General features: G+C 73.9%; 23 protein-coding genes and 1 pseudogene. 12 read left to right on the top strand and 12 right to left on the bottom strand.

Translation table 11 applies throughout. The features are described 5' to 3' along the window. The 11 genes from J2Z33_RS14760 to J2Z33_RS14710 all read left to right on the top strand — a co-directional run bounded on the left by J2Z33_RS14760 (position 1) and on the right by J2Z33_RS14710 (position 10,158). The gene (locus J2Z33_RS14760; RefSeq protein ID WP_209842428.1) at positions 1 to 1,389 is read left to right on the top strand and encodes a TadA family conjugal transfer-associated ATPase; all 1,389 of its coding nucleotides are present in this window, start codon (positions 1 to 3) and stop codon (positions 1,387 to 1,389) included. Between the two features lie 5 nt (positions 1,390 to 1,394). Next, positions 1,395 to 2,363: a type II secretion system F family protein gene (locus J2Z33_RS14755; RefSeq protein ID WP_209842426.1), complete on the top strand. Its 969-nt coding sequence runs from the start codon at positions 1,395 to 1,397 to the stop codon at positions 2,361 to 2,363. A gap of 9 nt (positions 2,364 to 2,372) precedes the next feature. Then, the gene (locus J2Z33_RS14750) at positions 2,373 to 3,380 is read left to right on the top strand and encodes a type II secretion system F family protein (RefSeq protein WP_209842424.1); all 1,008 of its coding nucleotides are present in this window, start codon (positions 2,373 to 2,375) and stop codon (positions 3,378 to 3,380) included. Between the two features lie 5 nt (positions 3,381 to 3,385). Next, entirely contained in the window at positions 3,386 to 3,895 is a 510-nt protein-coding gene (locus J2Z33_RS14745; protein WP_209842422.1) for a tetratricopeptide repeat protein, read from the top strand. Further along, positions 3,892 to 4,728 (top strand): tetratricopeptide repeat protein, encoded by an 837-nt coding sequence (locus J2Z33_RS14740; RefSeq protein WP_209842420.1) that lies wholly within the window; start codon positions 3,892 to 3,894, stop codon positions 4,726 to 4,728. Before J2Z33_RS14745 ends, J2Z33_RS14740 begins: the two co-directional genes overlap by 4 nt. Positions 4,729 to 4,732: 4 nt before the next feature. Further along, the gene (locus J2Z33_RS14735; RefSeq protein WP_342454205.1) at positions 4,733 to 5,236 is read left to right on the top strand and encodes a prepilin peptidase; all 504 of its coding nucleotides are present in this window, start codon (positions 4,733 to 4,735) and stop codon (positions 5,234 to 5,236) included. Positions 5,237 to 5,304: 68 nt separating this feature from the next. Continuing rightward, a complete protein-coding gene (locus J2Z33_RS14730) occupies positions 5,305 to 5,922 on the top strand; it encodes an ester cyclase (protein ID WP_209842418.1) in 618 nt (205 codons plus the stop codon). A gap of 81 nt (positions 5,923 to 6,003) precedes the next feature. After that, positions 6,004 to 8,403, top strand: a complete 2,400-nt coding sequence (locus J2Z33_RS14725; RefSeq protein ID WP_209842415.1) for a ligase-associated DNA damage response DEXH box helicase — start codon at positions 6,004 to 6,006, stop codon at positions 8,401 to 8,403. Between the two features lie 102 nt (positions 8,404 to 8,505). After that, positions 8,506 to 9,195, top strand: coding sequence for a ligase-associated DNA damage response endonuclease PdeM (pdeM, locus tag J2Z33_RS14720; RefSeq protein ID WP_209842413.1), 690 nt, complete (start codon positions 8,506 to 8,508; stop codon positions 9,193 to 9,195). 145 nt (positions 9,196 to 9,340) lie between these two features. Continuing rightward, a complete protein-coding gene (locus J2Z33_RS14715) occupies positions 9,341 to 9,673 on the top strand; it encodes an ArsR/SmtB family transcription factor (RefSeq protein ID WP_245218891.1) in 333 nt (110 codons plus the stop codon). Next, a complete protein-coding gene (locus J2Z33_RS14710; RefSeq protein WP_209842409.1) occupies positions 9,670 to 10,158 on the top strand; it encodes an SRPBCC domain-containing protein in 489 nt (162 codons plus the stop codon). Before J2Z33_RS14715 ends, J2Z33_RS14710 begins: the two co-directional genes overlap by 4 nt. Before the next feature lie 26 nt (positions 10,159 to 10,184). Here the strand turns inward: J2Z33_RS14710 and folD are convergent, their stop codons facing one another. From folD to J2Z33_RS14690, 4 genes are all read right to left on the bottom strand, one after another. Next, positions 10,185 to 11,096 carry a bifunctional methylenetetrahydrofolate dehydrogenase/methenyltetrahydrofolate cyclohydrolase FolD gene (folD, locus tag J2Z33_RS14705; RefSeq protein WP_377110262.1) on the bottom strand — a complete coding sequence of 304 codons (912 nt, stop codon included), beginning with the start codon at positions 11,094 to 11,096 and terminating at the stop codon, positions 10,185 to 10,187. Beyond that, a complete protein-coding gene (locus J2Z33_RS14700; RefSeq protein WP_209842405.1) occupies positions 11,093 to 11,407 on the bottom strand; it encodes a chorismate mutase in 315 nt (104 codons plus the stop codon). The genes folD and J2Z33_RS14700 overlap by 4 nt, the downstream gene beginning before the upstream one ends. Continuing rightward, on the bottom strand, positions 11,407 to 13,083 hold the full coding sequence (locus J2Z33_RS14695) for a formate--tetrahydrofolate ligase (RefSeq protein ID WP_209842403.1): 1,677 nt from the start codon (positions 13,081 to 13,083) through the stop codon (positions 11,407 to 11,409). Before J2Z33_RS14695 ends, J2Z33_RS14700 begins: the two co-directional genes overlap by 1 nt. A 133-nt stretch (positions 13,084 to 13,216) precedes the next feature. Further along, entirely contained in the window at positions 13,217 to 13,810 is a 594-nt protein-coding gene (locus J2Z33_RS14690) for an MOSC domain-containing protein (protein ID WP_209842401.1), read from the bottom strand. 154 nt (positions 13,811 to 13,964) lie between these two features. Here J2Z33_RS14690 and J2Z33_RS14685 point away from each other — a divergent pair, with 154 nt between their 5' ends. After that, on the top strand, positions 13,965 to 15,251 hold the full coding sequence (locus J2Z33_RS14685; protein WP_209842400.1) for a M10 family metallopeptidase: 1,287 nt from the start codon (positions 13,965 to 13,967) through the stop codon (positions 15,249 to 15,251). Here the strand turns inward: J2Z33_RS14685 and J2Z33_RS14680 are convergent. From J2Z33_RS14680 to J2Z33_RS18520, 8 genes and pseudogenes are all read right to left on the bottom strand, one after another. Continuing rightward, positions 15,248 to 16,030: a methyltransferase domain-containing protein gene (locus J2Z33_RS14680; RefSeq protein ID WP_209842398.1), complete on the bottom strand. Its 783-nt coding sequence runs from the start codon at positions 16,028 to 16,030 to the stop codon at positions 15,248 to 15,250. The two genes, J2Z33_RS14685 and J2Z33_RS14680, sit on opposite strands and share 4 nt — an antisense overlap. Before the next feature lie 4 nt (positions 16,031 to 16,034). Then, positions 16,035 to 17,951: an ATP-dependent zinc metalloprotease FtsH gene (ftsH, locus tag J2Z33_RS14675; RefSeq protein ID WP_209842396.1), complete on the bottom strand. Its 1,917-nt coding sequence runs from the start codon at positions 17,949 to 17,951 to the stop codon at positions 16,035 to 16,037. Between the two features lie 164 nt (positions 17,952 to 18,115). Continuing rightward, complete coding sequence (gene tilS, locus J2Z33_RS14670; protein WP_342454204.1) at positions 18,116 to 19,372, bottom strand: tRNA lysidine(34) synthetase TilS; 1,257 nt, start codon at positions 19,370 to 19,372, stop codon at positions 18,116 to 18,118. Further along, positions 19,369 to 20,199, bottom strand: a complete 831-nt coding sequence (locus J2Z33_RS14665; RefSeq protein ID WP_209842394.1) for a tetratricopeptide repeat protein — start codon at positions 20,197 to 20,199, stop codon at positions 19,369 to 19,371. Before J2Z33_RS14665 ends, tilS begins: the two co-directional genes overlap by 4 nt. After that, positions 20,199 to 20,768, bottom strand: coding sequence for a peptidoglycan-associated lipoprotein Pal (gene pal / locus J2Z33_RS14660; protein ID WP_209842392.1), 570 nt, complete (start codon positions 20,766 to 20,768; stop codon positions 20,199 to 20,201). The genes J2Z33_RS14665 and pal overlap by 1 nt, the downstream gene beginning before the upstream one ends. Positions 20,769 to 20,849: 81 nt before the next feature. Next, complete coding sequence (gene tolB / locus J2Z33_RS14655; RefSeq protein ID WP_209842390.1) at positions 20,850 to 22,172, bottom strand: Tol-Pal system beta propeller repeat protein TolB; 1,323 nt, start codon at positions 22,170 to 22,172, stop codon at positions 20,850 to 20,852. 91 nt (positions 22,173 to 22,263) lie between these two features. Continuing rightward, a complete protein-coding gene (locus J2Z33_RS14650) occupies positions 22,264 to 23,529 on the bottom strand; it encodes a hypothetical protein (RefSeq protein ID WP_209842388.1) in 1,266 nt (421 codons plus the stop codon). A gap of 9 nt (positions 23,530 to 23,538) precedes the next feature. Further along, a pseudogene (locus J2Z33_RS18520) lies at positions 23,539 to 23,654 on the bottom strand (protein TolR); the annotation flags it as partial.

Genomic DNA, 23,654 nt, shown 5'->3' with positions numbered 1-23,654 from the left:
ATGTTCGCCAAGTTCCGCCGCTCCGACGACCTCCCGCCCCCCGCCGCCCTGCCGGCCGAGGCCGCCCGCGCCGTGCCCCGGCCCGCGCCCGGCAAGGCCGAGCCGCCCGAGGGCCGCAAGCGCCGCGAGCGGCTCCAGGAGATCAAGGTCGAGCTGCACCGGACCCTGCTGGAGACGTTGAACCTCGCCGCGCTCCAGACGGCATCCGAGCAGGACCTCCGCCAGGAGATCCAGAGCATCGCCGGAGAGACGCTGGAGCGGATGGGCGTCGCCGTCACCCGCGAGGAACGGGCGCAGCTCGGCCAGGACCTCTACGACGAGGTGAAGGGCCTGGGGCCGCTGGAGGCGCTGCTGCGGGACGACAGCGTGACCGACATCCTGGTGAACGGGTCGCGGCAGGTCTGGGTGGAGCGGTTCGGACGGCTGGAGCTGACCGACGCCGCCTTCCACGACGACCGCCACCTCCTGCGGATCATCGACCGCATCGTCAGCGCGGTGGGCCGGCGGGTGGACGAATCCAACCCCTGCGTGGACGCGCGCCTGCCCGACGGCTCGCGCTTCAACGCCATGATCCCGCCCATCGCGGTGGATGGGCCGCTCGTCTCCATCCGCAAGTTCCGCCGCGACAGGCTGTCGATGGCCGACCTCGTGCGATTCGGCACCCTGACCGAGGAGATGGCCGCCTACCTGCGCGCCGCCGTCGCCACCCGGCTCAACATCGTCGTCTCCGGGGGCACCGGCTCGGGCAAGACCACCACGCTCAACGCGCTCTCGGCCTTCATCGGCGGCGCCGAGCGCATCCTCACCATCGAGGACACCGCCGAGCTGCAGCTCCAGCAGGCCCATGTCGGGCGCATGGAGTCCCGCCCCCCCAACGTCGAGGGCCGGGGCGCGGTCACGCAGCGCGACTGCCTTCGCAACGCGCTGCGGATGCGCCCCGATCGCATCATCGTCGGCGAGACGCGGGGCGACGAGGTCATCGACATGCTCCAGGCGATGAACACCGGTCACGACGGCTCCATGACCACGCTGCACGCCAACGGCGCCCGCGACGCCGCGAGCCGGCTGGAGAACATGGTCGCCCTCGCGGGGCTGGAGATCCCCACGCGGGCGATCCGGGCGCAGATCGCCTCGGCGGTGCAGGTCATCGTGCAGGTGAGCCGCCTTCCCGACGGCACCCGCCGCATGACCTCGATCACCGAGGTCACGGGGATCGAGGGCGAGGTCATCGCCATGCAGGAGGTGTTCCGCTTCCAGCGCACCGGCACGGGGGCCGAGGGCCGCGTGCTGGGCCACTTCGCCGCGACGGGGCTGCGGTCCCACTTCGCCGAACGGTTCCGGGTCTGGGGCCATGGCCTGCCCTCCCCCGATCCGGCGGCGCGGGGGTGACGGGCATGGCCATCCCCGTCGAGGCGCTGATCTCCGCCCTGGTCTTCGCGGCCGTGCTGCTCCTGGTGCAGGGCGTGGCGCTCCTGGCGTTCGGGCGCCGGCTGCGGCTGGCGCGGCGCATCGACCGGCGGCTGGACCGGCTCGACCGGGGCGAGGACCGGACGCGCGCCATCGAGCGGCTCCGCAAGGAGGTGACCGAGCATCTCCGCGCCGGGCCGCTGCCGGTCAGGGCCGCCCTCGCCAGGCGTGCGCGGCGGGCCGACCTCGACCTTTCGCCCGAGCGGCTCCTGCTGCTGATGGTGGCGGTCGCCGCCCTGGTCGTGGCGCTCCTCACGCTCGGCACCGCCGCCTCGGTCCCGGTGCGGGCGGCGGCGGGCCTCGCGGGTGGCGTGGGCGGCGTCCTCCTCTGGCTCGACCGCCGCGCCGCCCGCCGCCTGTCGCTCATCGAGGAGCAGCTCCCCGACGCCATCGAGCTCATGGTCCGCTCGCTCCGGGTCGGGCACCCCCTCGCCGCCGCCCTGGGCCTCGCCGCGCGCGAGGTGCCCGCCCCGCTGGGGACCGAGCTCGCGCAGATCGCCGACGAGGCCGCCTACGGCCGCGACCTGGGCGAAAGCCTCGGCGCCCTGGCCGAGCGGGTGGACCTGTCCGACCTGCGCTTCCTGGCGGTGGCGGTGTCGATCCAGGCGCAGTCGGGCGGCAACCTCGCCGAGATCCTGGAGGGCCTCGCGCAGGTGATCCGCGCCCGGTTCAAGCTGTTCCGCCGCGTCCGCGCCATCACCGCCGAGGCCACCTGGTCCGGCCGCTTCCTGTCGGCCTTCCCCCTGGCCGTGCTGGCCGCCATCAACCTGATCGACCCGCACTACTACGACGACGTGCGCGGCAGCCCCTACGTCCTGCCCGCCGGCCTCGCCGTGGCGGGGCTCCTCCTGGCCAACATCCTGGTCATGCGCGCCCTCGTGAAGATTCGGATCTGACAGACCCCCATGCCCGGCCTCGCCCCCCTCCAGCACTGGCTCGCCTCCGCCCTCGGACCCTCGGGGCCGGCCCTGGCCCTGGGCCTCCTGGGCGCGCTCCTCGTGCTGGTGGCGCTGCCCGCGCTGGCGCTGCGCCCGCGCGACGGCTTCGACCGGCTGCGCGGCACCGCCGCCGCCCGCCCCCCGCGCGCCGAGGAGCGGGCCGAGCGGCTGCGCCGGGCCGAGGGCGACCGGCTCCGGCGCTTCTCCGGCCTCCTCGAACCCCGGGCCGCCGCCGAGCACGAGGCGATCCGACTCTGGCTGGTGCAGGCGGGCTACCGCGACCGCGACGCCGTGCGGATCTTCCACCTCGCGCAGATCGCGCTGGGCGGCGGCGCGCTCGTCCTCGGGCTTGCCCTCCTGCTGGCCCGTGCGGCGGCGCTGGGCCTCCCGCCCACGGCCGCCGACCTCGTGCTCTGGGCGCTCTTCCCGGGCATCGGCGGCTATGTCCTGCCCAAGACCTGGGTCGCCCGTCGCCGCGCCGCGCGGATCGACGCCGTGGCGCGCGGCTTCCCCGACGCGCTCGACCTCCTGCTGATCTGCGTGGAGGCCGGGCAGTCGCTCGACCAGGCGCTCCAGCGCGTCGCGCGTGAGATCGGAGCGGGCGCTCCCGAGCTGGCGCAGGAGCTGGGCCTCGTCACCCACGAGCTCCGCGCCGGCAAGGACGCCCCCCAGGTCCTGCGCGACATGGCCGACCGCTGCGGCGTCCCCGACATCGCCTCCTTCGTGACCGTCCTGATCCAGTCGCGGCAATTCGGCACGGCGGTCGCCGACGCCCTGCGGGTCTACGCCGCCGAGATGCGCGACAAGCGCGTGCTCCGCGCCGAGGAGAAGGCCAACACCCTCCCCACCCGCATGACGCTCGCCACCATGCTCCTCACCGTGCCGCCGCTCCTGCTGCTGCTGCTCGGCCCCTCGGTCCACGGGATCGCCCAGGCGCTGGGCGACGACGAGGCCACCATGGAGCCGGAGGAGTAGCCCCCATGCGCCCGGCCCTCCTGCTCGCCACCCTCGCCACCCTCGCCGCCTGCTCCGCCGGCGGCACGCTCAACCAGGGCGCGGGCGGCGTCTACGCTCCCGGCCCCGCGCGCGGCAAGGGCGCGGACCCGCTGGCGACCGGCCATCGCCTGATGGCCTCGGGCCAGCCCGACCTGGCGCTCCAGGCCTTCCTGCGGGCGGCGGCGCGCGACGGGCTCACGCCTGACACCCTCGCGGGCCTGGGCTCCGCCAACCTGCGCCTCGGCCGCCTCGGCCAGGCCGAGGGCCTGCTGCGCCGCGCGGTCGAGGAGGACCCTGGCTTCGCGGCGGCCTGGAACAACCTCGGCGTGCTCCTGATGGAGCGGGAGCACCATGGCGAGGCCTCCGAGGCCTTCCGCCGCGCCTACGCCGCCGACAGCGGCGGCAGCGACACCATCCGGGACAACCTCCGCCTCGCCCTGGCGCGGATGGAGGACCCCGCCTTCAGCGGCATCGACGAGGGAGACCCGCCATGAGACCCGCCCCCATACCGGCCCTCCTGGGGCTCCTCCTCCTCGCCGCCTGCGCCCCCTCGGGCGAGCGGGAGGTCCGCCGCGCCCTGCGCGAGGTGGACGCGATCGGCCAGGCCGGCCTGACCGACGTGATGATGACCGTCGCCGAGCCCGAGGAGGCCGTCGCCTATTTCACGCGCGCCTCGGCCGGGTCCCCCGACCGCCTGGACCTCCGGCGCGGCCTCGCCGAGGCGCTGATCCGCGCCGGCCGGACCACCGAGGCCGTCCCGGCCTGGCAGGAGGTGGCCGCCCACCCCGAGTCCACCGACGCCGACCGGGTGGAGCTCGCCGGCGCCTACATCCGCACCAACCAGTGGGACCTCGCCCGCGCCACGCTGGCCCGGGTCCCCCCCACCCATGAAAGCTACGAGCGCTACCGCTACGAAGCCATGGCCGCCGACGCCGCCCGCGACTGGGCGCGCGCCGACAGCTTCTACGAGATCGCGGCGGGCCTGACGACGACGCCGGCCTCGGTGCTCAACAACTGGGGCTTCTCCAAGCTGACGCGCGGCGACTACGGCGCGGCGGAGCGGCTCTTCACCGACGCGCTGCGGCACGAGCCCGACCTCTTCACCGCCAAGAACAACCTCGTCCTCGCGCGCGGCGCGCAGCGCGACTACGCCCTGCCGGTGGTGCCGATGACCCAGGAGGAGCGGGCGCGGCTCCTCTACACGCTGGCACTCGCCGCCATCAAGCAGGACGACCTGTCCATCGGCCGCAGCCTCCTCGCCGACGCGGTGGAGACCAGCCCCACCCACTTCGAGGAAGCCGCCCGCGCCCTCGAAGCCATGGGCTGAGCCGGTGGGCACCCCGCCCGAGGTCGCGATCGCCTTCCTGCCCCTGGTCCTGCCGGTCGCGGCCTGGGCCGCCTGGTCGGACCTCGCGCGCATGACCATCCCCAACCGGGCCGTGCTGGCGCTGATCGCCGTCTTCGCGGCGGGCGGGCTCCTCCTGACGGCGCTCGGGGCCTGGAGCCTCGCCGACTGGGCCGGGCGGGCGGCGCACCTGCCCGTGGTGCTGCTCGTCGGGCTGGCCCTGCACGCGGCGGGACAGGCGGGCGCGGGCGACGCCAAGCTGGCCGCCGTCGCGGCCCCCTTCGTGGCGGCCGGCGACCTCGGCGCCGTCCTGCGGCTCCTCCTGACGGTCCTGCTGGTCGCCTGGGCGCTGCATCGCCTCGCCCGCCGGACGGTCGGCCCCCGCCTCGCGCCGGGCTGGGCGAGCTGGGCGCCCGGACCGCGCTTCCCGATGGGGATCGTGCTTTCGGCGACACTCGTGGCCTATCTCGCGCTGGCCGCGCTGGGCTGAGCCTCCGCCGTCCCAAATTCCGCCACACTGGGCCTCCAAGCTGGCTCGATGAGACGCAGGAGCCCGCCATGACCGCCCGCGACGCCGCCCGGCCCAACCCCGCGCCGCGCGCCGTCCCGGACGGGCCAGACGGGCCAGACGGGCCAGACGGGGCGCCGACGCGCGTCGATCCCCTCCCCGCCGCTCCTCTCCCGTCGAGAGACCCCGCCCTGTCGCAGGTCGTCACGCCCGCGAACCTGATCTCCGTCCTCCTCGACGCCACCGCCGCGCGGGCGGGCGACCGGGGGGTCGTGGCCATGTTCCACGCCGCCTTCCTCGGGCGGCCCACCTCGGGCGACCTTTCCGACGTGGCCGACCGCCTGCTCGCGCCCGGCTACGTCGCCCATGGCAGCGCGCCGATGGAGCGGATGGACCGCTCGGGCCTCCTGGCCTCCTGGCGGCGGCTCGGCGCCGCCGTGCCCGACTTCGCCGTCGAGGTGGCCGAGATCCTGCGCGACGGCGACCGCTGGGTGGTCCGTTCGACGCTCTCGGGGACTCCGGCCGCGCGCTTCCTCGGCCGCCCCCCCTCGGGCCGGGGCTTCCGCGTCCAGGCCATCCACATCCACCGGCTCTCGCAGGGGCGCATCGCCGAAAGCTGGCACGTGGAGGACTGGTCCGCCGCCGCCCGGCAGCTCGCGCACGAATGACGGCCCCGGCCTGACGCGGCGGGGCCGGCGGGACGGCCCCGGGCCCTACCCGCCCCGCGCGCTCGGCCCTACATGGGACGCATGGATGTCCCCGCCCGCCTCGCTCCCTACTTCGCCCGCCGCGGCTGGTCGCTCCATCCCCACCAGTCCGCCATGCTGGAGCGGGCCGAAGAGCCCGCCCTCCTCCTCGTCGCCCCCACTGGGGCCGGCAAGACCCTCTCGGGCTTCCTGCCCACGCTGGCCGCGCTCTCCGAGGATCCCCGTCCCGGCCTGCACACCCTTTACGTCTCTCCCTTGAAGGCGCTGGCCGCCGACATCCGCCGGAACCTCTTGGCTCCCGTCGAGGAGCTGTCCCTTCCCATCCGCATCGAGGACCGCACCGGCGACACGTCCCAATCCGCGCGCCGCCGCCAGCGCGCCGACCCGCCGCACATCCTCCTCACCACGCCCGAATCGCTCGCGCTGCTCCTGAGCTACGAGGACGCACCCCGCATCTTCGCGGGCCTGTCGCGCGTCGTCGTGGACGAGATCCACGCGCTGGCCGAATCCAAGCGCGGCGACCAGCTCTTCCTCGGCCTGTCGCGCCTGGAGGCCCTCGCCCCCGGCCTGCGCCGCGTCGGCCTCTCCGCCACCGTGGACGACCCCGAGGACATCGCCCGCCTCCTGGCCCGCAACCCCGACCCTTGCGCCATCCTCCATGCCCCGCCGGGCGAGGAGCCGGACCTGTCCATGCTCGACGCCGGGCGCGCGCCGCCCTGGGCCGGGGGCGCCGCGCTCCACGCCATCCCCGCCGTGCTGGAGGAGGTGAAGCGCCACCGCACCACGCTCATCTTCCACAACACCCGCGCGCAAGCCGAGGTCTTCTTCCACAACCTCTGGCTCCAGAACGACGACGCCCTCCCCATCGCCATCCACCACGGCTCCCTCTCGCGCGAGCAGCGGAGCAACGTGGAGGCCGCGATGCTGCGTGGAGAGCTGCGCGCCATCGTCTGCACCGGCACGCTCGACCTCGGGATCGACTGGGGCGACGTGGACCTCGTGATCCAGATGGGCGGGCCCAAGTATGTGAAGCGCCTCGTCCAGCGCATCGGCCGCGCCAACCATCGCGCCGGCGTGGCGTCCAAGGCGATCCTCGTCCCCGCCAACCGCTTCGAGGTGCTGGAATGCACCTGCGCCATCGCCGCCGCGCGCGAGGGCGACCTCGACGGCACCCCGCGCGGGCCGGGGCCGCGCGACGTGCTCTGCCAGCATATCCTGATCCGCGCCTGCGCCGGCCCCTTCGCGGCGGACGACCTCTATGCCGAGGTCCGCAGCGCCGGACCCTACGCCGACCTGTCCCGGCCCGACTTCGACGATTGCCTGGAGTTCTGCGCCACCGGGGGCTACGCGCTGCGCGCCTACGACCGCTGGAAGCGGCTCCTGCTGCGCGACGGTCTTTGGCAGCTTCGCGATCCCCGCGCGGCCAAGCGCATCCGCATGAACATCGGCACCATCGAGGACACGGGGAGCCTGAACGTCCGCCTCCGGTCCGGCACCCACCTGGGCGAGATCGAGGAATACTTCGCCTCCACCCTCACCCCCGGCGACACCTTCCTGATCGGCGGGCAGGTCGTCCGCTTCGAGAGCCTGCGCGAGCTGACCGTGGAGGTCACGCGCCGCCCCAACGCCACCCCTCGCGTCGCGAGCTTCGGCGGCGGCAAATTCCCGACCTCCATCGCCCTGACCCGTCGCATCCTCGACCTGCTGCAGCAGCCGTCCTGGCCCGACCTCCCCCGCCACACCGCCGATTGGCTGGCCCTGCAACGGCGGGTGTCGAAGCTGCCCCAGGCCGACTGGATGCTGGTCGAGACCTTCGAGGCCGAGGACCGCTGGCACGCCGCCTTCTGGGGATTCGCCGGCTGGAACGCGCATCAGACGCTCGGGCTTCTCCTGACGCAGCGGATGGAAGCGCGGGGTCTCGACCCCCTGGGCTTCGTCGCGACCGACTACGCCCTCCTCGTCACCGGCCTGCGCGAGATCGAGGACCCCGCGAGCCTCCTCGACCCCACCGACCTGCGGGAAGGGTTCGAGACCTGGCTCCAGGGTAATGCGGTGATGAAGCGCACCTTCCGGGGCGTCGCCACCATCGCCGGACTGATCGAGAAGAACCTTCCGGGAAGCCGCAAGACCGGGCGGCAGGCCACCTTCTCGACCGACATTCTTTATGACACGCTGGTCCGCTACGACCCCGACCACCTGCTCCTGAAGGTCACGCGCGAGCAGGCCCAGCATGGCCTTGTGGACTTCGGCCGGATCGAGGAGATGCTGTCCCGCATCCAGGGCCGCGTGGACCATGTCCGCCCCGGCCGCGTCACCCCCCTGGCCGCGCCGCTCCTGCTGGAGCGCGGGCGCGTGCCGGTCGCCGGCGCGGCGCGCGAGCGGCTGATGGCCGAGCAGGCGGCGCGGCTTCTGGAGGAGGCAGGGCTGGAGGAGCTGTCGTAGGGGGCTTTGCCCCCGCGCCTGCGGCGCTCCCCCAGGATATTTGAGTCGAAGAAAGGCCACGCCCCCTTGCCCGACGGCGAGCCCTCGTCCAGAGAACAGGCCATGAACGGCACCGCCTTCTCCTTCACGCTGAACGGCACCCATGGCCTCGCGCTCCCCTCGGGCGCGCTGCTCCTGCCCAAGCACGAGCTCCTCTGCGTGTCCGACCTCCACATGGCCAAGTCCGAGCGGATGGCGCGGCGGCGCGGCCTCCTGCTGCCCCCCTACGAGACGCGCGCCACGCTCGACCGCCTGTCGCAGGACATCGCCACAGCCAAGCCCGCCTGCGTCGTGGCCCTGGGCGACTCCTTCGACGACCTAGCGGCAAGCGAGGCTCTCGACCCCGAGGACCGCGCCCGCCTCCTCGCGCTCCAGGACGGCCGACGCTGGGTCTGGATCGAGGGCAACCACGACGCCGGGCTGAACGCCCATGGCGGCGAGGGCCGCGAAAGCCTGACCGTCGGCGGCCTGACCTTCCGCCACATCGCGGAGGCCGACGCCGCCCCCGGCGAGGTCTCGGGCCACTACCACCCGAAACACGGCCTGCCCGGCTTCGGCGAGCGTTGCCCCTGCTTCCTGCTGGACAGCCGCCGCCTCGTGATGCCCGCCTACGGCACCTACACCGGCGGACTCGACGCGCGGGAGCCGGTGCTACGCGGCCTTTTCGGCGGCCAAGCCCTCGCGGTGCTGACCGGCCCCCGCGCCCTCGCCGTTCCCTTGCCACCCGCGCGCCGGCTGTCGCGCGAGGCCTGACCCCGACACACCGACGTCAGAGGTCGAATGCGTATTTGGGCCAAGTTGATGAGCAAGCCTCATCAACTTGGCCCAAATACGCCCTTTGCGACGCCATTGCATAGATCGACGTTTATATATATGATGACCTATGACAGGAGTTGCCATGTCCCCCCTCGACCACGCGCTCCTCGCCCTCGCCGACCCGACCCGCCGCGCCATCCTCGCGCGGCTCGCGCGGGGCGAGGCGACGGTCATGGAACTGGCGGCCCCCTTCGACATGAGCCAGCCCGCCGTGTCCCACCACCTCAAGGTGCTGGAACGGGCGGGCCTCATCACCCGAGGCCGCGAGGGCACGCGACGCCCTTGCCGCCTCGCCCCCCAGGGCCTCGCGCCGCTCGACGCCTGGCTCTCCGACCTGCGCGCCAGCTTGGAGCGCAGCTACGCCCGCCTGGACGACCTCCTCGCCGAGATACCCCCTTCAGGAGACACGCCATGAGCCTGACCGTCGAACGGACCTCCCCCACCACCCTCACCATCACGCGCCGCTTCAAGGCTCCGCCCGAGCGCGTGTTCGCGGCCCATGTCGAACCCGAGCTCATCCAGCGCTGGTGCTACGGGTTCGAGGGATGGCGGATGCCCGTCTGCATCAACGACGCCCGGCCCGGCGGGGACCTCCGCTGGGAATGGGCCAACGACGAGGGCGCCGGCTTCCACGTCACCGGCACCTACGAGGTGGTGGAGCCGCCCCGCGACGGCCAGCCCGGCCGCATCGTCCATGTCGAGCGGATGCACCTGCCCGACCCCACGCCCGACAACCACATCGAGACGACCTTCGCCCCGGACGGCGACGGCACGCTCCTCACCGTGGTCATGCGCGTGGACTCGCCCGAGGCCATGGAGGCAATGATCGCCACCGGCATGACCGACGGTATGGAGGTAACCTATGCCCGGATCGACTCGCTGGAACGCGAGGCGGCGTGAAGCAGGAGGGCGGGTTTCAGCCCGCCCTACGCCGCCAGCCCCTCCGGCTCCGGCAGGCCCTTCGCCCGGCAGCAGGCCGTCACCGTGTTGGCGAGCAGGCAGGCGATGGTCATCGGCCCCACCCCGCCCGGCACCGGCGTGATCGCGCCCGCGACCTTCGCGACGTCCTCATAATCCACGTCCCCCACGAGGACATCCTTGCCGTTCGGCCCGGCGACACGGTTGATGCCCACGTCGATCACCGTCGCGCCCGGCTTGATCCAGTCGCCCTTGACCATCTCGGGCCGCCCCACCGCCGCCACCACGATGTCGGCGCGGCGCACCACGTCGGCCAGGTCGCGCGTCTTGCTGTGGGCGACCGTCACCGTCGCGCTGTCGCCCAGCAGGAGCTGCGACATCGGCTTGCCCACGATGTTCGACCGCCCGATCACCACCGCGTCCAGCCCGGCCAGTGACCCGTGCAGGTCGCGCAGCAGCAGCAGGCAGCCCAGCGGCGTGCAGGGCACCATCGCCTTCTGCCCGGTCCCCAGCAGCCCCACGTTCGACACGTGGAACCCGTCTACGTCCTTGGCCGGGTCGATGGCGTTGATGACGAGGTCGCTGTTCAGGTGCCGGGGCAGCGGCAACTGCACGAGAATGCCATGCACCGCCGGATCGGCGTTCAGCCGCCCGACCAGCGCCAGCAGCTCCGCCTCCGAGGTCTCGGCGGGCAGGCGATGCTCGTAGGAGTTCATCCCCGCCTCCCGGCACTGCCTGCCCTTCGACCGCACATAGACGGCCGAGGCCGGGTCCTCGCCCACCAGCACCACCGCGAGCCCCGGCACGATCCCGTGCTCCGCCGTCAGCCGCGCCACGTGTTCGGCCACCTTCGCGCGAATCCGCGCCGCGAAGGCCCGCCCGTCGATGACCCGCGCCGTCTCCACCGCCTGCGCCCTCACTTCGGCTCCTCTCCCCATTCGGGGCCCAGGACCCCCTCCTCGCGCGCGATCGACCAGTCGATCAGGCGACGCCACAGCTTCTCGATGAGGTCCGGCGGCAGCCCATGCACGTCGGCCTCGCGCCGGACGTTCTCCACCACCTCCTCCACGCGCGGCACGATCCGCGCCGGCAGCTTGAGCGGTCCCTTGATGCGCGCCGCGCGGTCGATGTAGGCCGTCCGCTCCGCGAACAGCGCCACCAGCTCCCGGTCCACCCGGTCGATCTCGGCCCGGATCTCGGCCATGCTCCCGCATTCCTCGGGTCGCGTCATCAGAACAGCCCCTCGATCTGCCCGGCGGCGTTCAGCCGGATCGTCTCGGCCGCCGGCACGCGCGGCAGGCCCGGCATCGTCATGATCTCCCCGCAGATCGCCACCACGAAGCCCGCCCCCGCCGACAGCCGCACCTCGCGCACCGGCACGACATGACCGGTGGGCGCGCCCCGCAGGCCCGGGTCGGTGGAAAACGAATACGGCGTCTTGGCCATGCAGACCGGCAGGTGCCCGTGCCCCTCCGCCTCCCAGGCGCGAAGCTGCTCGCGCACCGCCTTGTCCGCCACCACCTCGCCCGCGTGGTAGATGCGCCGCGCGATGGTCTCGATCTTCTCCATCAGCGGCATCGCGTCGGGATACAGCGGCGCGAAGTTGCCGCCCCCGCCCTCCGCCAGCTCCACCACCTTCCGCGCAAGGTCCTCGATCCCCGCCGATCCCTCGGCCCAGTGGCGGCACAGGATCGCCTCGGCCCCCTGCTCGGCGGCATAGGCGCGCACCGCCTCGATCTCGGCCTCGGTGTCGCCGGCGAAGTGGTTGATCGCCACAACCACCGGCACGCCGAACCCCTTCACGTTGGCGACGTGCCGCCCGAGGTTCGGGCAGCCCCGCCGCACCGCCTCTACGTCCTCGGCCCCGAGGTCGGCCCGCGCCACCCCGCCGTTCATCTTCAGCGCCCGCACCGTCGCCACGATCACGGCCGCCGCCGGGGTCAGCCCCGCCTTGCGGCACTTGATGTCGAAGAACTTCTCGGCCCCCAGGTCCGCGCCGAACCCGGCCTCGGTCACGACGTACTCGCCCAGCTTCAGCGCCGTCGTCGTCGCGATCACGCTGTTGCAGCCATGGGCGATGTTGGCGAAGGGCCCGCCATGCACGAAGGCCGGGGTGTTCTCCAAGGTCTGCACGAGGTTCGGCTGCATCGCGTCCCGCAGCAGCACCGCCATCGCCCCGTCGGCCTTCAGGTCGCGGCAGCGCACCGGCGTCCGGTCCCGCCGGTAGGCCACGACGATCTCGCCCAGCCGCGCCTCAAGGTCGCCCAGGTCGCGCGCGAGGCACAGGATCGCCATGACCTCCGACGCCACGGTGATGTCGAACCCCGTCTGCCGGGGGAACCCGTTCGCCACGCCGCCCAGGCTCACCACCACGTCGCGCAGCGCCCGGTCGTTCATGTCCATGACCCGCCGCCACACCACCCGCCGCTGGTCGATGTCCAGCGCGTTGCCCCAATGGATGTGGTTGTCGATCATCGCCGACAGCAGGTTGTGCGCCGCCGTGATCGCGTGGAAGTCGCCGGTGAAGTGGAGGTTCATGTCCTCCATCGGCACCACCTGCGCCATCCCGCCCCCCGCCGCCCCGCCCTTCATCCCGAAGTTCGGCCCCAGCGACGCCTCGCGGATGCAGACCACCGCGCGCTTGCCGATCCGGTTCAGCCCGTCGCCCAGGCCCACGGTCGTCGTCGTCTTCCCCTCGCCCGCCGGGGTCGGGTTGATCGCCGTCACCAGGATCAGCTTGCCGTCCGGCCGGTCCCGCAGCGACGCGATGAAGCCCTGCCCCACCTTGGCCTTGTCGTGGCCGTAGGGGATCAGGTCCTCGGCCGGGATGCCCAGCCGCGCGCCGATCTCCTGGATCGGCCGCTTGCGCGCCGCGCGGGCGATCTCGATGTCGGTCCTGTGGCTCACGTCGCTCCCCGTCCCTCCGGGCCCTCGCCCGCCGTCCTAGCCGAGGCCCGCCCCCGCCAGAACGGCGATTGCGACGCGATTCCCGCCCGAATCGTCAGCCCCCCGGCTCCTGCGTTTCCCATCGGAAACCCGGTCACGCCCCCGGCGCCCAGGGCCGCTGCGCCGGCACATGGAGCCGCACCCGCATCCCCAGCCGCAGCGTCCCCTCGGCCTCGACCCAGGCCGTCACCCCCCGCCGCCCCTTGGCCGCCGCCTTGAAGGCCTTGCCATGCCCCGGCCGCGCCTGCTCGATGGTCTTGGCCGGCTCGATGCAGGGCAGGTTCTCCATGTCCACGACCAGCGTCGCCCCGCCCTCGGCCTGCAACCGGCTGGAGGGCGGCAGATGCGTGAAGTCCGGCAGCCCCGCGACGACCACCGAGGCCCCCAGCCACGCCGGGTCCACCGCCTCCAGCCCCAGCTCGGCCGCGATCCCCGCCAACTCCTCCGCCGACACGAGGCTCACCTGCCGGGTGTTCCGGATCTCCGTCCCCTTCGGATACTGCGCCGTCACGCGCGAGCAGGCGGGCCGCGTCAGCCCCGCATGGACCTCGCCGGCGAACCCCGCGAAGGTCAGCGCCATCTCCTCCAGCGCCTCCCCGTGGATGAGCAGGTCGCGCCCCACGGGCCGCGCCACGCGCCCCAGCCAGGCGATGGTGCCGTAATGGTCGGTCGGGATCAGGGCGGGCATGGGCGGGACCTCCGTTCGCCGTCCTGATGACAGGCGCCGCCGCCGCCCTCAACCCTCGTCACGGCGGCGTGACCGGCTCCGCCCCCTTCCGGTTTGCAGGCCCCGCCCGGCCCTGCCACAATCGCCGCCGTCGGGACGAGGACGGGGGAACGGCATGGCGGCTTATTTCGTGGATGCGCTGCGGTCGGAGCATTCGACCGGCGCATGGCGTTCCTTCGCCAACGCCCAGGACGGCGCGCGCGCGACCGTCACCTACGCCTTCATGACCCGGATGCCGGACACGATCTCGGCCATCCTCGGCGATCCCTGGAGCAGCTTCCGTCCGCTCGACGCCGGGGCCCGCACCCTGGTCCGCGAGGCGATGGACCTGATCTCCGCCGTCGCCAACGTCCGCTTCGTCGAGACCGCCCAATCCGCCGCTCCCCCCCTTCTCGTCGGCTCCTACGACATGGGCGGCGACACCGCCGGCCTCGCCAACTACCCCTTCACGCGCCCGGGCGACCCCGCCAGCCTCGCCATCGGCGAGCTCTGGCTCGACGTGCGCGACGGCGTGGACAGCCTCGCCGTCATCCTGCACGAGCTCGGCCACACCCTCGGCCTCAAGCACCCCCACGAAGGCGACCGCCAGCTCCCCGAAGCCGAGGACCGCCACGCCAACACCGTCATGTCCTACGACTGGAGCACCGATCCCAAGGACCTGATGCTCTTCGACGCCATCGCGCTCCAGAGCATCTACGGCCCCGCCCGGCGGCGGCGCGGCGACGACACCTACGACCTCGGCGAGGACAAGCTGATCTGGGACGGCGGCGGCCATGACACCATCGACGCGGGCGACGCCGCCCGGGGCGTGCGGCTGTCGCTCGACGACGGAAGCTGGAGCAGCATCGGCGCGCGCGCCTCCTCGCTCCTCGCGCGGGGACAGGTCTGGCTCGGCGACTTCTCGGTGATCGAGGACGCGCGGGGCAGCCGCTTCGACGACCGCCTCGCCGGGAACGCCGCCGACAACCGCATCTCGGGCGGCAGCGGCGCGGACCGCATCGACGGCGGCGGCGGCGCGGACGACCTCTCGGGCGGGCGCGGCGCGGACAGCCTGTCCGGGGGCGCGGGCGACGACCGCCTCCGGGGCGGCCCGGCGGCGGACCTCCTGCGCGGCGGCGCAGGGGCCGACACCTTCGTCTACGCCCGCGCCGACGAATCCGGCCGGGGCGGCAACCGCGACGTGATCCTGGCCCTGAACGACACGGACCGCATCGACCTGTCCGCCCTCGACGTGGCGTTCCTGGGCGAGGGCGCCTTCTCCGGCGCGGGCGGCGAGGCGCGCGTCGACGCCCGCGCCGACCGCGCCCTCCTGCTGCTCGACCTCGACGGCGACCGCCGGGCCGAGTTCCAGGTCGAGGTGCGCGGCGTCGCCGACCTCCTGGCCGACGACCTCATCCTCTAGCCGTCGTCCCGCGCCAGCAGCAGGAACAGCCGGCGGAACGGGAACAGCACGGTCCCGTCCGCCTCCGCCGGATAGGCATAGGCCAGCGCATCGTCGTAGGCCGCCACGAAGTCCTGGAGCTCCCCCTCGCCCAGCCGGGCGGCGAAGGGCAGCATCGCGGTCGATTGCGTGAAGGCCCGCACCGGATGCCCCTCGACCACCGGCTCCAGCGCCTGGAGATACTCCGTCTCCCACAGGTCCACATCGCCCAGGGGCGCGAGGAGCCGCAGGTAGGCCGCCGGGGGCGCGACCGGGGCCACCCAGCCGTCGAAGTGGAAGCGGTCGGGGAACATCTCGTGCCCCAGGTCGCGCAGGAGCCGGTGCGACGGCGCGTCGAACTGGCGCGGCATCTGCACCGCCAGCACGCCGCCGGGCCGCAGGAACCCCGCCAGCCGGGGCAGCAGCGCGTCGTGGTGCGGCACCCAGTGCAGCGCCGCGTTCGAGAAGATCACCGCCGGGGGCTCCTCGGGCTCCCAGTGGCCGATGTCCGACAGCCGCGTGGCGTCGTAGCCGTGGGCGTGCCCCAGCATGGCGGGCGAGGAATCGACGCCGACGATGCGCCGCCCCGGGAACCGCGCCCGCAGCGGCGCGGCCACCGCGCCGTCGCCGCAGCCCAGGTCCACCACGCAACCCTCCGGCGGCTCGCCGACCTGGAGAAGCAGGTCCAGCGCGGGCCGCAGCCGAAGACCCCGGAACCGTCGATAGGTCCCGGGGTCCCAGTCGGTGTGGGGATCGGTCACGCCGTCAGGCCATGGGCTCGGGCTCGGGCTCCCCGCGCGGGGCGCGCGGGCGCGGCGTCTTGGGAATCGCCGTGATCGAGGCCCCGCCCGAGGGCGGCGGCGGCATGGAGGCGTCGTCGCCCCGGTTCAGCGGCTCCCCGGCGATGACGCGGGTGATCTCCGATCCGGTCAGCGTCTCGTATTCCAGCAGGCCGTTCGCCAGCCGATCCAAGTCGTCGCGCTTCTCGGTCAGGATGCGCTTGGCCTCGCTGTAGCCCTCGTCGATCAGGCGGCGAACCTCCTCGTCGATGGCCTTCTGCGTCTCGGCGGAATGATTGGTGCCGCCGCCATAGGCCCCAAGGTAGCTCTGCTGCTCGTTGGCGTAGTCGATGTAGCCGATCCGCTCGCTCATGCCGAACTGCGTCACCATCGCGCGGGCGATCTTGGTCACCTGCTGGATGTCGCTCGTCGCGCCGGACGTCACCTGCTCCGGCCCGAAGACCAGCTCCTCCGCCACGCGCCCTCCCATCGCCATCGCGATCTTCGACCGATACTTCGTGTAGCTCACCGAGAGCTGGTCCCGCTCGGGCAGCGACAGCACGAGGCCCAGCGCCCGGCCGCGCGGGATGATCGTCGCCTTGTGGATCGGATCGTGCTGCGGGACGTTGAGCCCCACGATCGCGTGCCCGGCCTCGTGGAAGGCGGTCAGCCGCTTCTCGTCCTCGGACATGACCATGGACCGCCGCTCCGCGCCCATCATCACCTTGTCCTTCGCGGACTCGAAGTCGATCATCGTCACGAACCGCCGTCCGACGCGCGCCGCCGTGAGCGCCGCCTCGTTGACCAGGTTGGCGAGGTCCGCGCCCGAGAAGCCCGGCGTGCCGCGCGCGATGATCCGCAGGTCCACGTCCGGCCCCAGCGGCACCTTGCGGGCATGGACGCCCAGGATCTTCTCGCGGCCCTTGATGTCGGGGTTCGGCACCTGCACCTGCCGGTCGAACCGGCCCGGCCGCAGCAGCGCGGGGTCCAGCACGTCCGGCCGGTTGGTCGCCGCGACGATGATGATGCCCTCGTTCGCCTCGAAGCCGTCCATCTCGACCAGGAGCTGGTTCAGCGTCTGCTCCCGCTCGTCGTTGCCGCCGCCGTAGCCCACGCCACGCGACCGGCCCACCGCGTCGATCTCGTCGATGAACACGATGCAGGGCGCGTTCTTCTTCGCCTGCTCGAACATGTCGCGCACGCGGCTCGCGCCGACGCCCACGAACATCTCCACGAAGTCCGACCCCGAGATGGTGAAGAACGGCACCCCCGCCTCGCCCGCGATGGCGCGGGCCAGCAGCGTCTTGCCGGTGCCCGGAGGACCGACCAGCAGCGCCCCCTTGGGGATCTTGCCGCCGAGCCGCGAGAACTTCTGCGGATTCCGCAGGAACTCGACGATCTCCTCCAGCTCCTCCTTGGCCTCGTCGATGCCGGCCACGTCGTCGAAGGTCACGCGCCCGTGCTTCTCGGTCAGAAGCTTCGCCCGCGACTTGCCGAAGCCCATGGCCCCGCCGCGCCCGCCGCCCTGCATCCGGTTCATGAAGTAGATCCACACGCCGATCAGCAGCAGGAACGGCAGCAGCGACAGGAGGAAGGCGGTGAAGCCCGACTGCTCCTGCGACCGCGCCGACACCGGCACGCCCGAATCGATCAGCAGGTTCGTCACCTCGGCGTCGGGCGGCAGGACGGTGGTGTAGTCGCGCCCGTCGGCGCCGCGATAGCGCACCTCCTCGCCGTCGATGGTGGCCTGCGCCACCTGGCCGGACTGCACCGCCGCCACGAAGTCCGAATAGGACCGGCCGTTCGCGGACATGGTGGTCTGGCCGCCGCTGAACAGGTTGAAGAGCGCCAGGACCAGAAGGAACAGGACGACCCAGAAAGCGATGTTGCGCGCGTTGCCCAAGAGCGGACTCCCCCAGTGCGCGGGCGGGCTACGTCCGCGCTATACCGGATGAAGATAAGGGCTCGGGGCGCAGGTTCAACGTGAAAGCCACCCCGAGCCCGCCCCTGGAAGCAGAATTGCGCGGACGGAATGTCGCAAGGACCGCGACAATCGGCCGAGAGGCCCTATCTGGCGATGAATCCCGCGAACGCCGGCTCCCGCGCGGCGGTCCAGCCCTGCCCCCGGCCCGCCAGCGGCGCGGCGACCAGCCGCCCGCCGTCCCGGACGGCCGGGCTCGCCAGCAGCGCCCCGCGCGGCAGCCCCGTGGCCTCCCAGCCCGGGCAGGCCCCGAGCCCTGCCTCGCCCAGCGCCCCGACCCAAAGCCCCGCGCGCCCCGGCCCGCGCAGGATCCACCGCCCGTCCCAGCGCGTCGCCGGCCCCACGGCCTCCACCGGCTCGGCAAGGGCCCGCGCCTCCCGCGCGATCCGCAGCCACGCCCCCTCGGGCCGCAGCCGGCACCCGCCCAGCGTCGCCGGCCGCCCCGCGACCAGCCCCCCCGCGATCCGCACCAGCGCCTCGTGGCGGGGCCGGTAGGACCGCCCCCCGACCCAGGCCAGCCCGTCGGCCAGCAGCCGCCCGGCCGTGTCCTCCTCCCCGATCCGCGCCAGCAGCCCCAAGGGCAGGAGCAGGTCCGCCCCCTCCTCGCGCGCCTCCCGCGCCGCGACCCCGGCCGCCATCGCCCGCAGGCTCGCCTGCGCCCGCGCCATGTGCCCGGCCGTCCGCGCCAGCCGCTCGCGCGTCAGCCCCAGCCCCGCCAGCGCCTCGCCCATCGCCCGCGCCCGCGCCCGCCCGAACCGCGGATCGGCGTTCGACGGGTCCTCGACCCACGCCGCCCCGCGTCCGCGCAGCCACTCCCGCAGCGCCTCGCGCGTCACCCCCAGCAGCGGCCGCCCCCACCACACGGGATCGCCGCCCGACCAGCCGCGCATTCCCGCCAGCCCGTCCACCCCCGACCCGCGCCCCAGCCGCAGCAGGAGCGTCTCGGCCTGATCGTCCCGCGTGTGCCCCAGCAGCACATGGCCGACGCCCGCCCCTTCGGCCCAGGCCGACAGGAGCCCCCGCCGCGCCGTCCGCGCCCGGTCCTGAAGGTTCCCGCGCCCGTCCCAGCCGGCCCAGCGCAGCACGTCATGCCCCAGGCCCAGCCCGGCGCAGAGCCGCGCCACGCCCTCGGCCTCCGCCGCCGACCCGGCCCGCAACCCATGATCCACGGTGGCGGCGCGCAGGGCGACGCCGCGCTCGCGCGCCCAGTCCACCGTCAGAAGGAGAAGGGCGAGGCTGTCCCCCCCGCCCGACACCGCCACGCCCAGGGGACCGTCCCCGCCCGGCCGCGCCGCCAGCCCGGCGGCCAGCGCCGCCTCGGGCGTCGCGAGGTCCGCCGTCACGGGCAGCCCAGCGCCCGCGCCTCCGCCTGCGCCTGCCCCACCAGCGCCGAGGCCGGGAACCGCGTCCCGATCTCGGCCAGCGTCACGCAGGCGTCCGGCACCTGCCCGAGCGTCCCCAGGTTCCGCCCCAGCCCCAGCAGCGCGTCCGCCGCGAACGCCCCGCTCGGGTCGCTGGAGAAGCTGTCCAGATAGGCCCGCGCCGCGTTCGACGCATCGCCCAGGCCGTCCAGCGCCGCCCCGCGCCCCAGATGGGCGCGCGGCATCAGCGGGCTGCCCGGATAGGCCGCGACGAAGGCCGCAAAGAGGTCCGCGGCGCCCTGAAAGTCACCCGAGGCGAGCGCCCCCTCCGCCCGCTCGAAGTCCGCGCCCTCGTTGACGGCCAGCGCCGGGCCGGGGTCCACGGGGGCGACGGGCTCGGCCGGCACGACCGTCGTGCCCTCCGTCCCGCCCAGCGCCGGCGTGTCGCCCAGTTGCGACACGTCGCAACCCTCCTCCAGCTCGCAGACGCGGAACTGGAGGTCGCCCAGCCGGTTCGTCCCGTCCGTCACGACGCGGTTGATGCGGAACTCCAGTTCCTCGGTCCTCGACGTCAGCCGTTGCAGCTCCGCCTCGATGGCGTTCAGCCGCTCCAGGGGCGTGTTCCCCGCCACCCCCTGCGTGAGCTGCCCGGAGGCCGTCAGCTCCCCCCGCAGCCCCTGGATCTCCTGGGCCAGCGTGGCGATCTGCCCCCGGATGTCCGACAGCGCGGCCGGGTCGGCCTGCCCCCAGGCCAGGGCCGGCCAGACTCCCGGCCACGCCACGCAAAGGAGGAGGAGCGCGCGCCGCATCAGCTCAGGCCGGCGGCCGAGATGACCGTGACCGCCCGGCGGTTCTGCGAATAGCAGCCCTCGTCCGAGCAGACGGCGACGGGCCGCTCCTTCCCGTAGGAGATCGTCCGCAGCCGGTCGGCCGGCACCCCGCGCGAGATCAGGTACTCCCGCACGGCGTTGGCGCGGCGCGCGCCCAGCGCGACGTTGTATTCCCGCGTCCCCTGCTCGTCCGCGTGCCCCTCGATCACCGCGAGATACGAGGCATTCGTCAGCAGCCACTGCGCCTGCCCGTCGAGCGTCTGGATCGCCGGCCCCGACAGCGTGGACTGGTCCACCGCGAAGAACACCCGGTCGCCCACCGCCTGGCTGAAATAGGCCGGCGAGGCCGGATCGCCCGCGCTCCCCGGCAGGGCTCCGGTGCCCACGCCCGGCAGGCCCGCGCCCCCCAGGCTGCCCGCGCCGCCCAGGCCCCCGGCCCCGCCGACGCCGCCCGCGCCGGCCCCCGCGCCGCCGAAGCGGTCGGGCCGCGTGCAGGCGCCCAGGGAGACCGAAGCCACCAGCAGCGCCGCCACCATCCATCTCGTCATGACACCGTTCCCCTTTTCCCTGCTTCTACCCGCGCCGCGCCCCGCTTGGAAAGGGCGCAGTCCCGTCGGCCGCGCGCCCGTTCACGGCAGCAGCGGCCCCCAGCTCGGGTCCGAGGCCATGCCGCCCGTCGGCACCTGGCGAAGGTTCCGCCCGGACACGTCCACCGAATACACCGCCGGCGCGCCCGACGCGCCCTGCGTCTCGCGCGTGAACATCAGCACCCGCCCGTTCGGCGCCCAGGTCGGCCCCTCGTCGAGGAAGCTCGACGTGAGCAGCCGCTCCTCCGACCCGTCGGGCCGCATCACGCCGATGTAGAACCGCCCGCCGCCCTGCTTGGTGAAGGCGATGAGGTCGCCGCGCGGCGACCACACCGGCGTCGAATACCGCCCGTCCCCGAACGAGATCCGCGTGGGCTCCCCGCCCCCCGCGCCCATGACATAAAGCTGCTGCGTCCCCGAACGGTCCGACTCGAACACGATCCGGCTCCCGTCCGGGCTGAACGAGGGCGCGGTCTCGATCGACGGGGCCGAGGTCAGCCGCGTCGCCCCCCCGCCCAGGCCGGCGAGGAAGATGTCGGTGTTGCCGCCGTTGGTCAGCGAGTAGATCACCCGCGTCCCGTCCGGGCTGAACCGCGGCGAGAAGGTCATCTCCCCCGCCTCGGTCGGGATGCGGCTCTGGCTCACCGACGCCACGTCGAGAAGGTAGATCGCCGGCACCCCCGACTCGTAGGAGGTATAGAGCACCCGGCTCCCGTCGGGCGAGAATCGCGGCGCGAACAGCAGCCCCGACTGGGTGAGGAACTGCACGTTCGCCCCATCGTAGTCCATGATCGCCAGCCGCTTGGCCCGCGCGTCCTTCGGCCCCGACTCCGACACGAAGACCACGCGGCTGTCGAAGTAGCCCCCCTCGCCGGTGATGCGCGCATACACCGCGTCGGCGACCTTGTGCCCCATCCGCCGCCAGCCCTGCACCGTCCCCGCGAACTGGAGCCCCTCGCCCAGCTCCGCCCCCGAGAACACGTCGTAAAGCCGGAACTTCACCGTCAGATTGTTCCCCGACACGGCCACCGCGCCGCTGATGAGCGCCTGCGCGTTGATCGCCGTCCAGTCGGTGAAGGTGGGCTGGGTGCCGAAGGGCAGGCTCGGGTTGATGAAGGCCGAGGCCGGGATCTCCCGGAACAGCCCCGTCCCCGTCAGGTCCGCCGCCACCACCTGCGCGACCTGCGCGGCCATCCCCTCGGCCCCGCCGGTCTCCACCGTGAAGGCGGGAATGGCGAAGGGGATCGGCTCGATCACCCCTTCCGTAATGGTGATGGACAGCGGCCCCCCCTGCGAATGCACGGGATGGGCCAGGGCGAAGGCGGCCAGCAGGGCCGCCCAGAGCGCCAGGATGATTCGGTTCATGAACGGGTCCTCGTCTCGGGGGCGGGGCATCGCGGGTCCGTCAGGTCGGGCCGCGCAGGGATTGCGGGGCGGAATGACACCAGCGGGCGCCTCACCGCAAGGCCATCGACGACGGATCGAAGGTGATCTCGACCTCGCGCCAGGTGTCGAACTTGTCGGCGGGCAGCGGGTAGCCCTCGGACTGGCAGCGCAGGATCGCGCGCCGCGCCGCCCCGAAGGCCGACTGCACCGCCGCGTCGTCCCCGCCGCTGCTCGACACCAGCCGCACCTCGCCCGCCACCTTGCGGTCCTGGCTCATCTCGAAGGCCACCGTCACCACGGCCGACGCCGACACGTTCCAGCACCCCGAGATCGCCCGCCGGAAGTCCGCCAGCTCCGAGGAGGTCAAGGGCTCGCCCGCCGGGGCGGCGCTCGCCGACTCCGCCAGCGCCGCCGCCAGCGCGTCGGCCACCGCCGCCTCGCTGTCCGCCGCCCCGTCCGACGAGGCGATCGCCTCCTCCTCCTCGGCGGCCGGCTCCTCGACCTGCCCCGACGACGCGACCTCGACCTCCTCGGCGGGCTCCTCCACTTCGGCGTCCTCGGCCGGCTCCTCCGAGGCAGCCACCTCCGCCTCCGCTTCGGGCTCCTCCGCTTCGGGCTCCTCCTCGACGGGCGCGGGCCGGCTCGGCCGGGTGCGGGGCCGCGAGGCGACCTCGACCGCGCCCGAGGGCTCCTCGGCCTCGGTCACGATCTCCGGCGCGGCCTCCTCGGGGGCCGCGGCGGCCTCGGGCTCCTCGACCTCCGCGACCTCCGGGGCGGGCTCCGGCTGGACCTCCTCCCGGACCTCGGGCGCGACCTCCGCCTCGGGCGGGGGGGGCGGCGCGGCCTCGGGGGCGACGCGCGGCGCAGGGCGCGGACTCGGCCGCAGGGCCGCCGTCACGGCCGCCGAGGGCGGCGGCGCGGCGGGCGTCTCCGGCGCGGGCGGCGCGGGCGTGGGTTCCGGCTCGGGAACGGGCTCGGGTGGCGGAGCCTCGACCGGCGGAGGCGGAGGCGCCACCTCGGGCTCGGGTTCCGGCTCCGGAACGGGGGCAGGCTCCGGCTCGGGAACGGGCTCCGGCTCGGGCCGGGGCTCCGGCCGGGCCTCCGGCTCGGGCAGCTCGGGCGCGGCCTCGGCGGCGGGCGCGTCAGGCGCCTCGGCGGCCTCGGCCTGCGCCTGCGGCGTGGTGCGCGCCACAAGCGCGGCATACTCCGTGCCGCTGACCGCCGTGACCGGCGTGACCACCGTGGGCAGCGGCTCGGGCTCGAAGGCCCCGCCCCAGAGCACCCAGGCGATCAGCACGGCGTGCGCGCCGGCGGAGATGTAGGAGCCGCGGGTCATGGCCGGGCCTCAGCCCTCGCTGGCGGCATCCCCCGCCTCCTGACCCGCCCCCATCCCTGGCCCGCCGGCGTCCGTCACGAGCCCGATGTCCGAGAAGCCGCCCGCGTTCAGCGCGCCCATGACCT

The sequence above is a fragment of the Rubellimicrobium aerolatum genome, from assembly GCF_017872975.1.
GTDB classification, from domain to species: domain Bacteria; phylum Pseudomonadota; class Alphaproteobacteria; order Rhodobacterales; family Rhodobacteraceae; genus Rubellimicrobium; species Rubellimicrobium aerolatum.
Note: the sequence above shows the minus strand (reverse complement) of the source record. Positions and strands in the feature narration are given on the sequence as shown.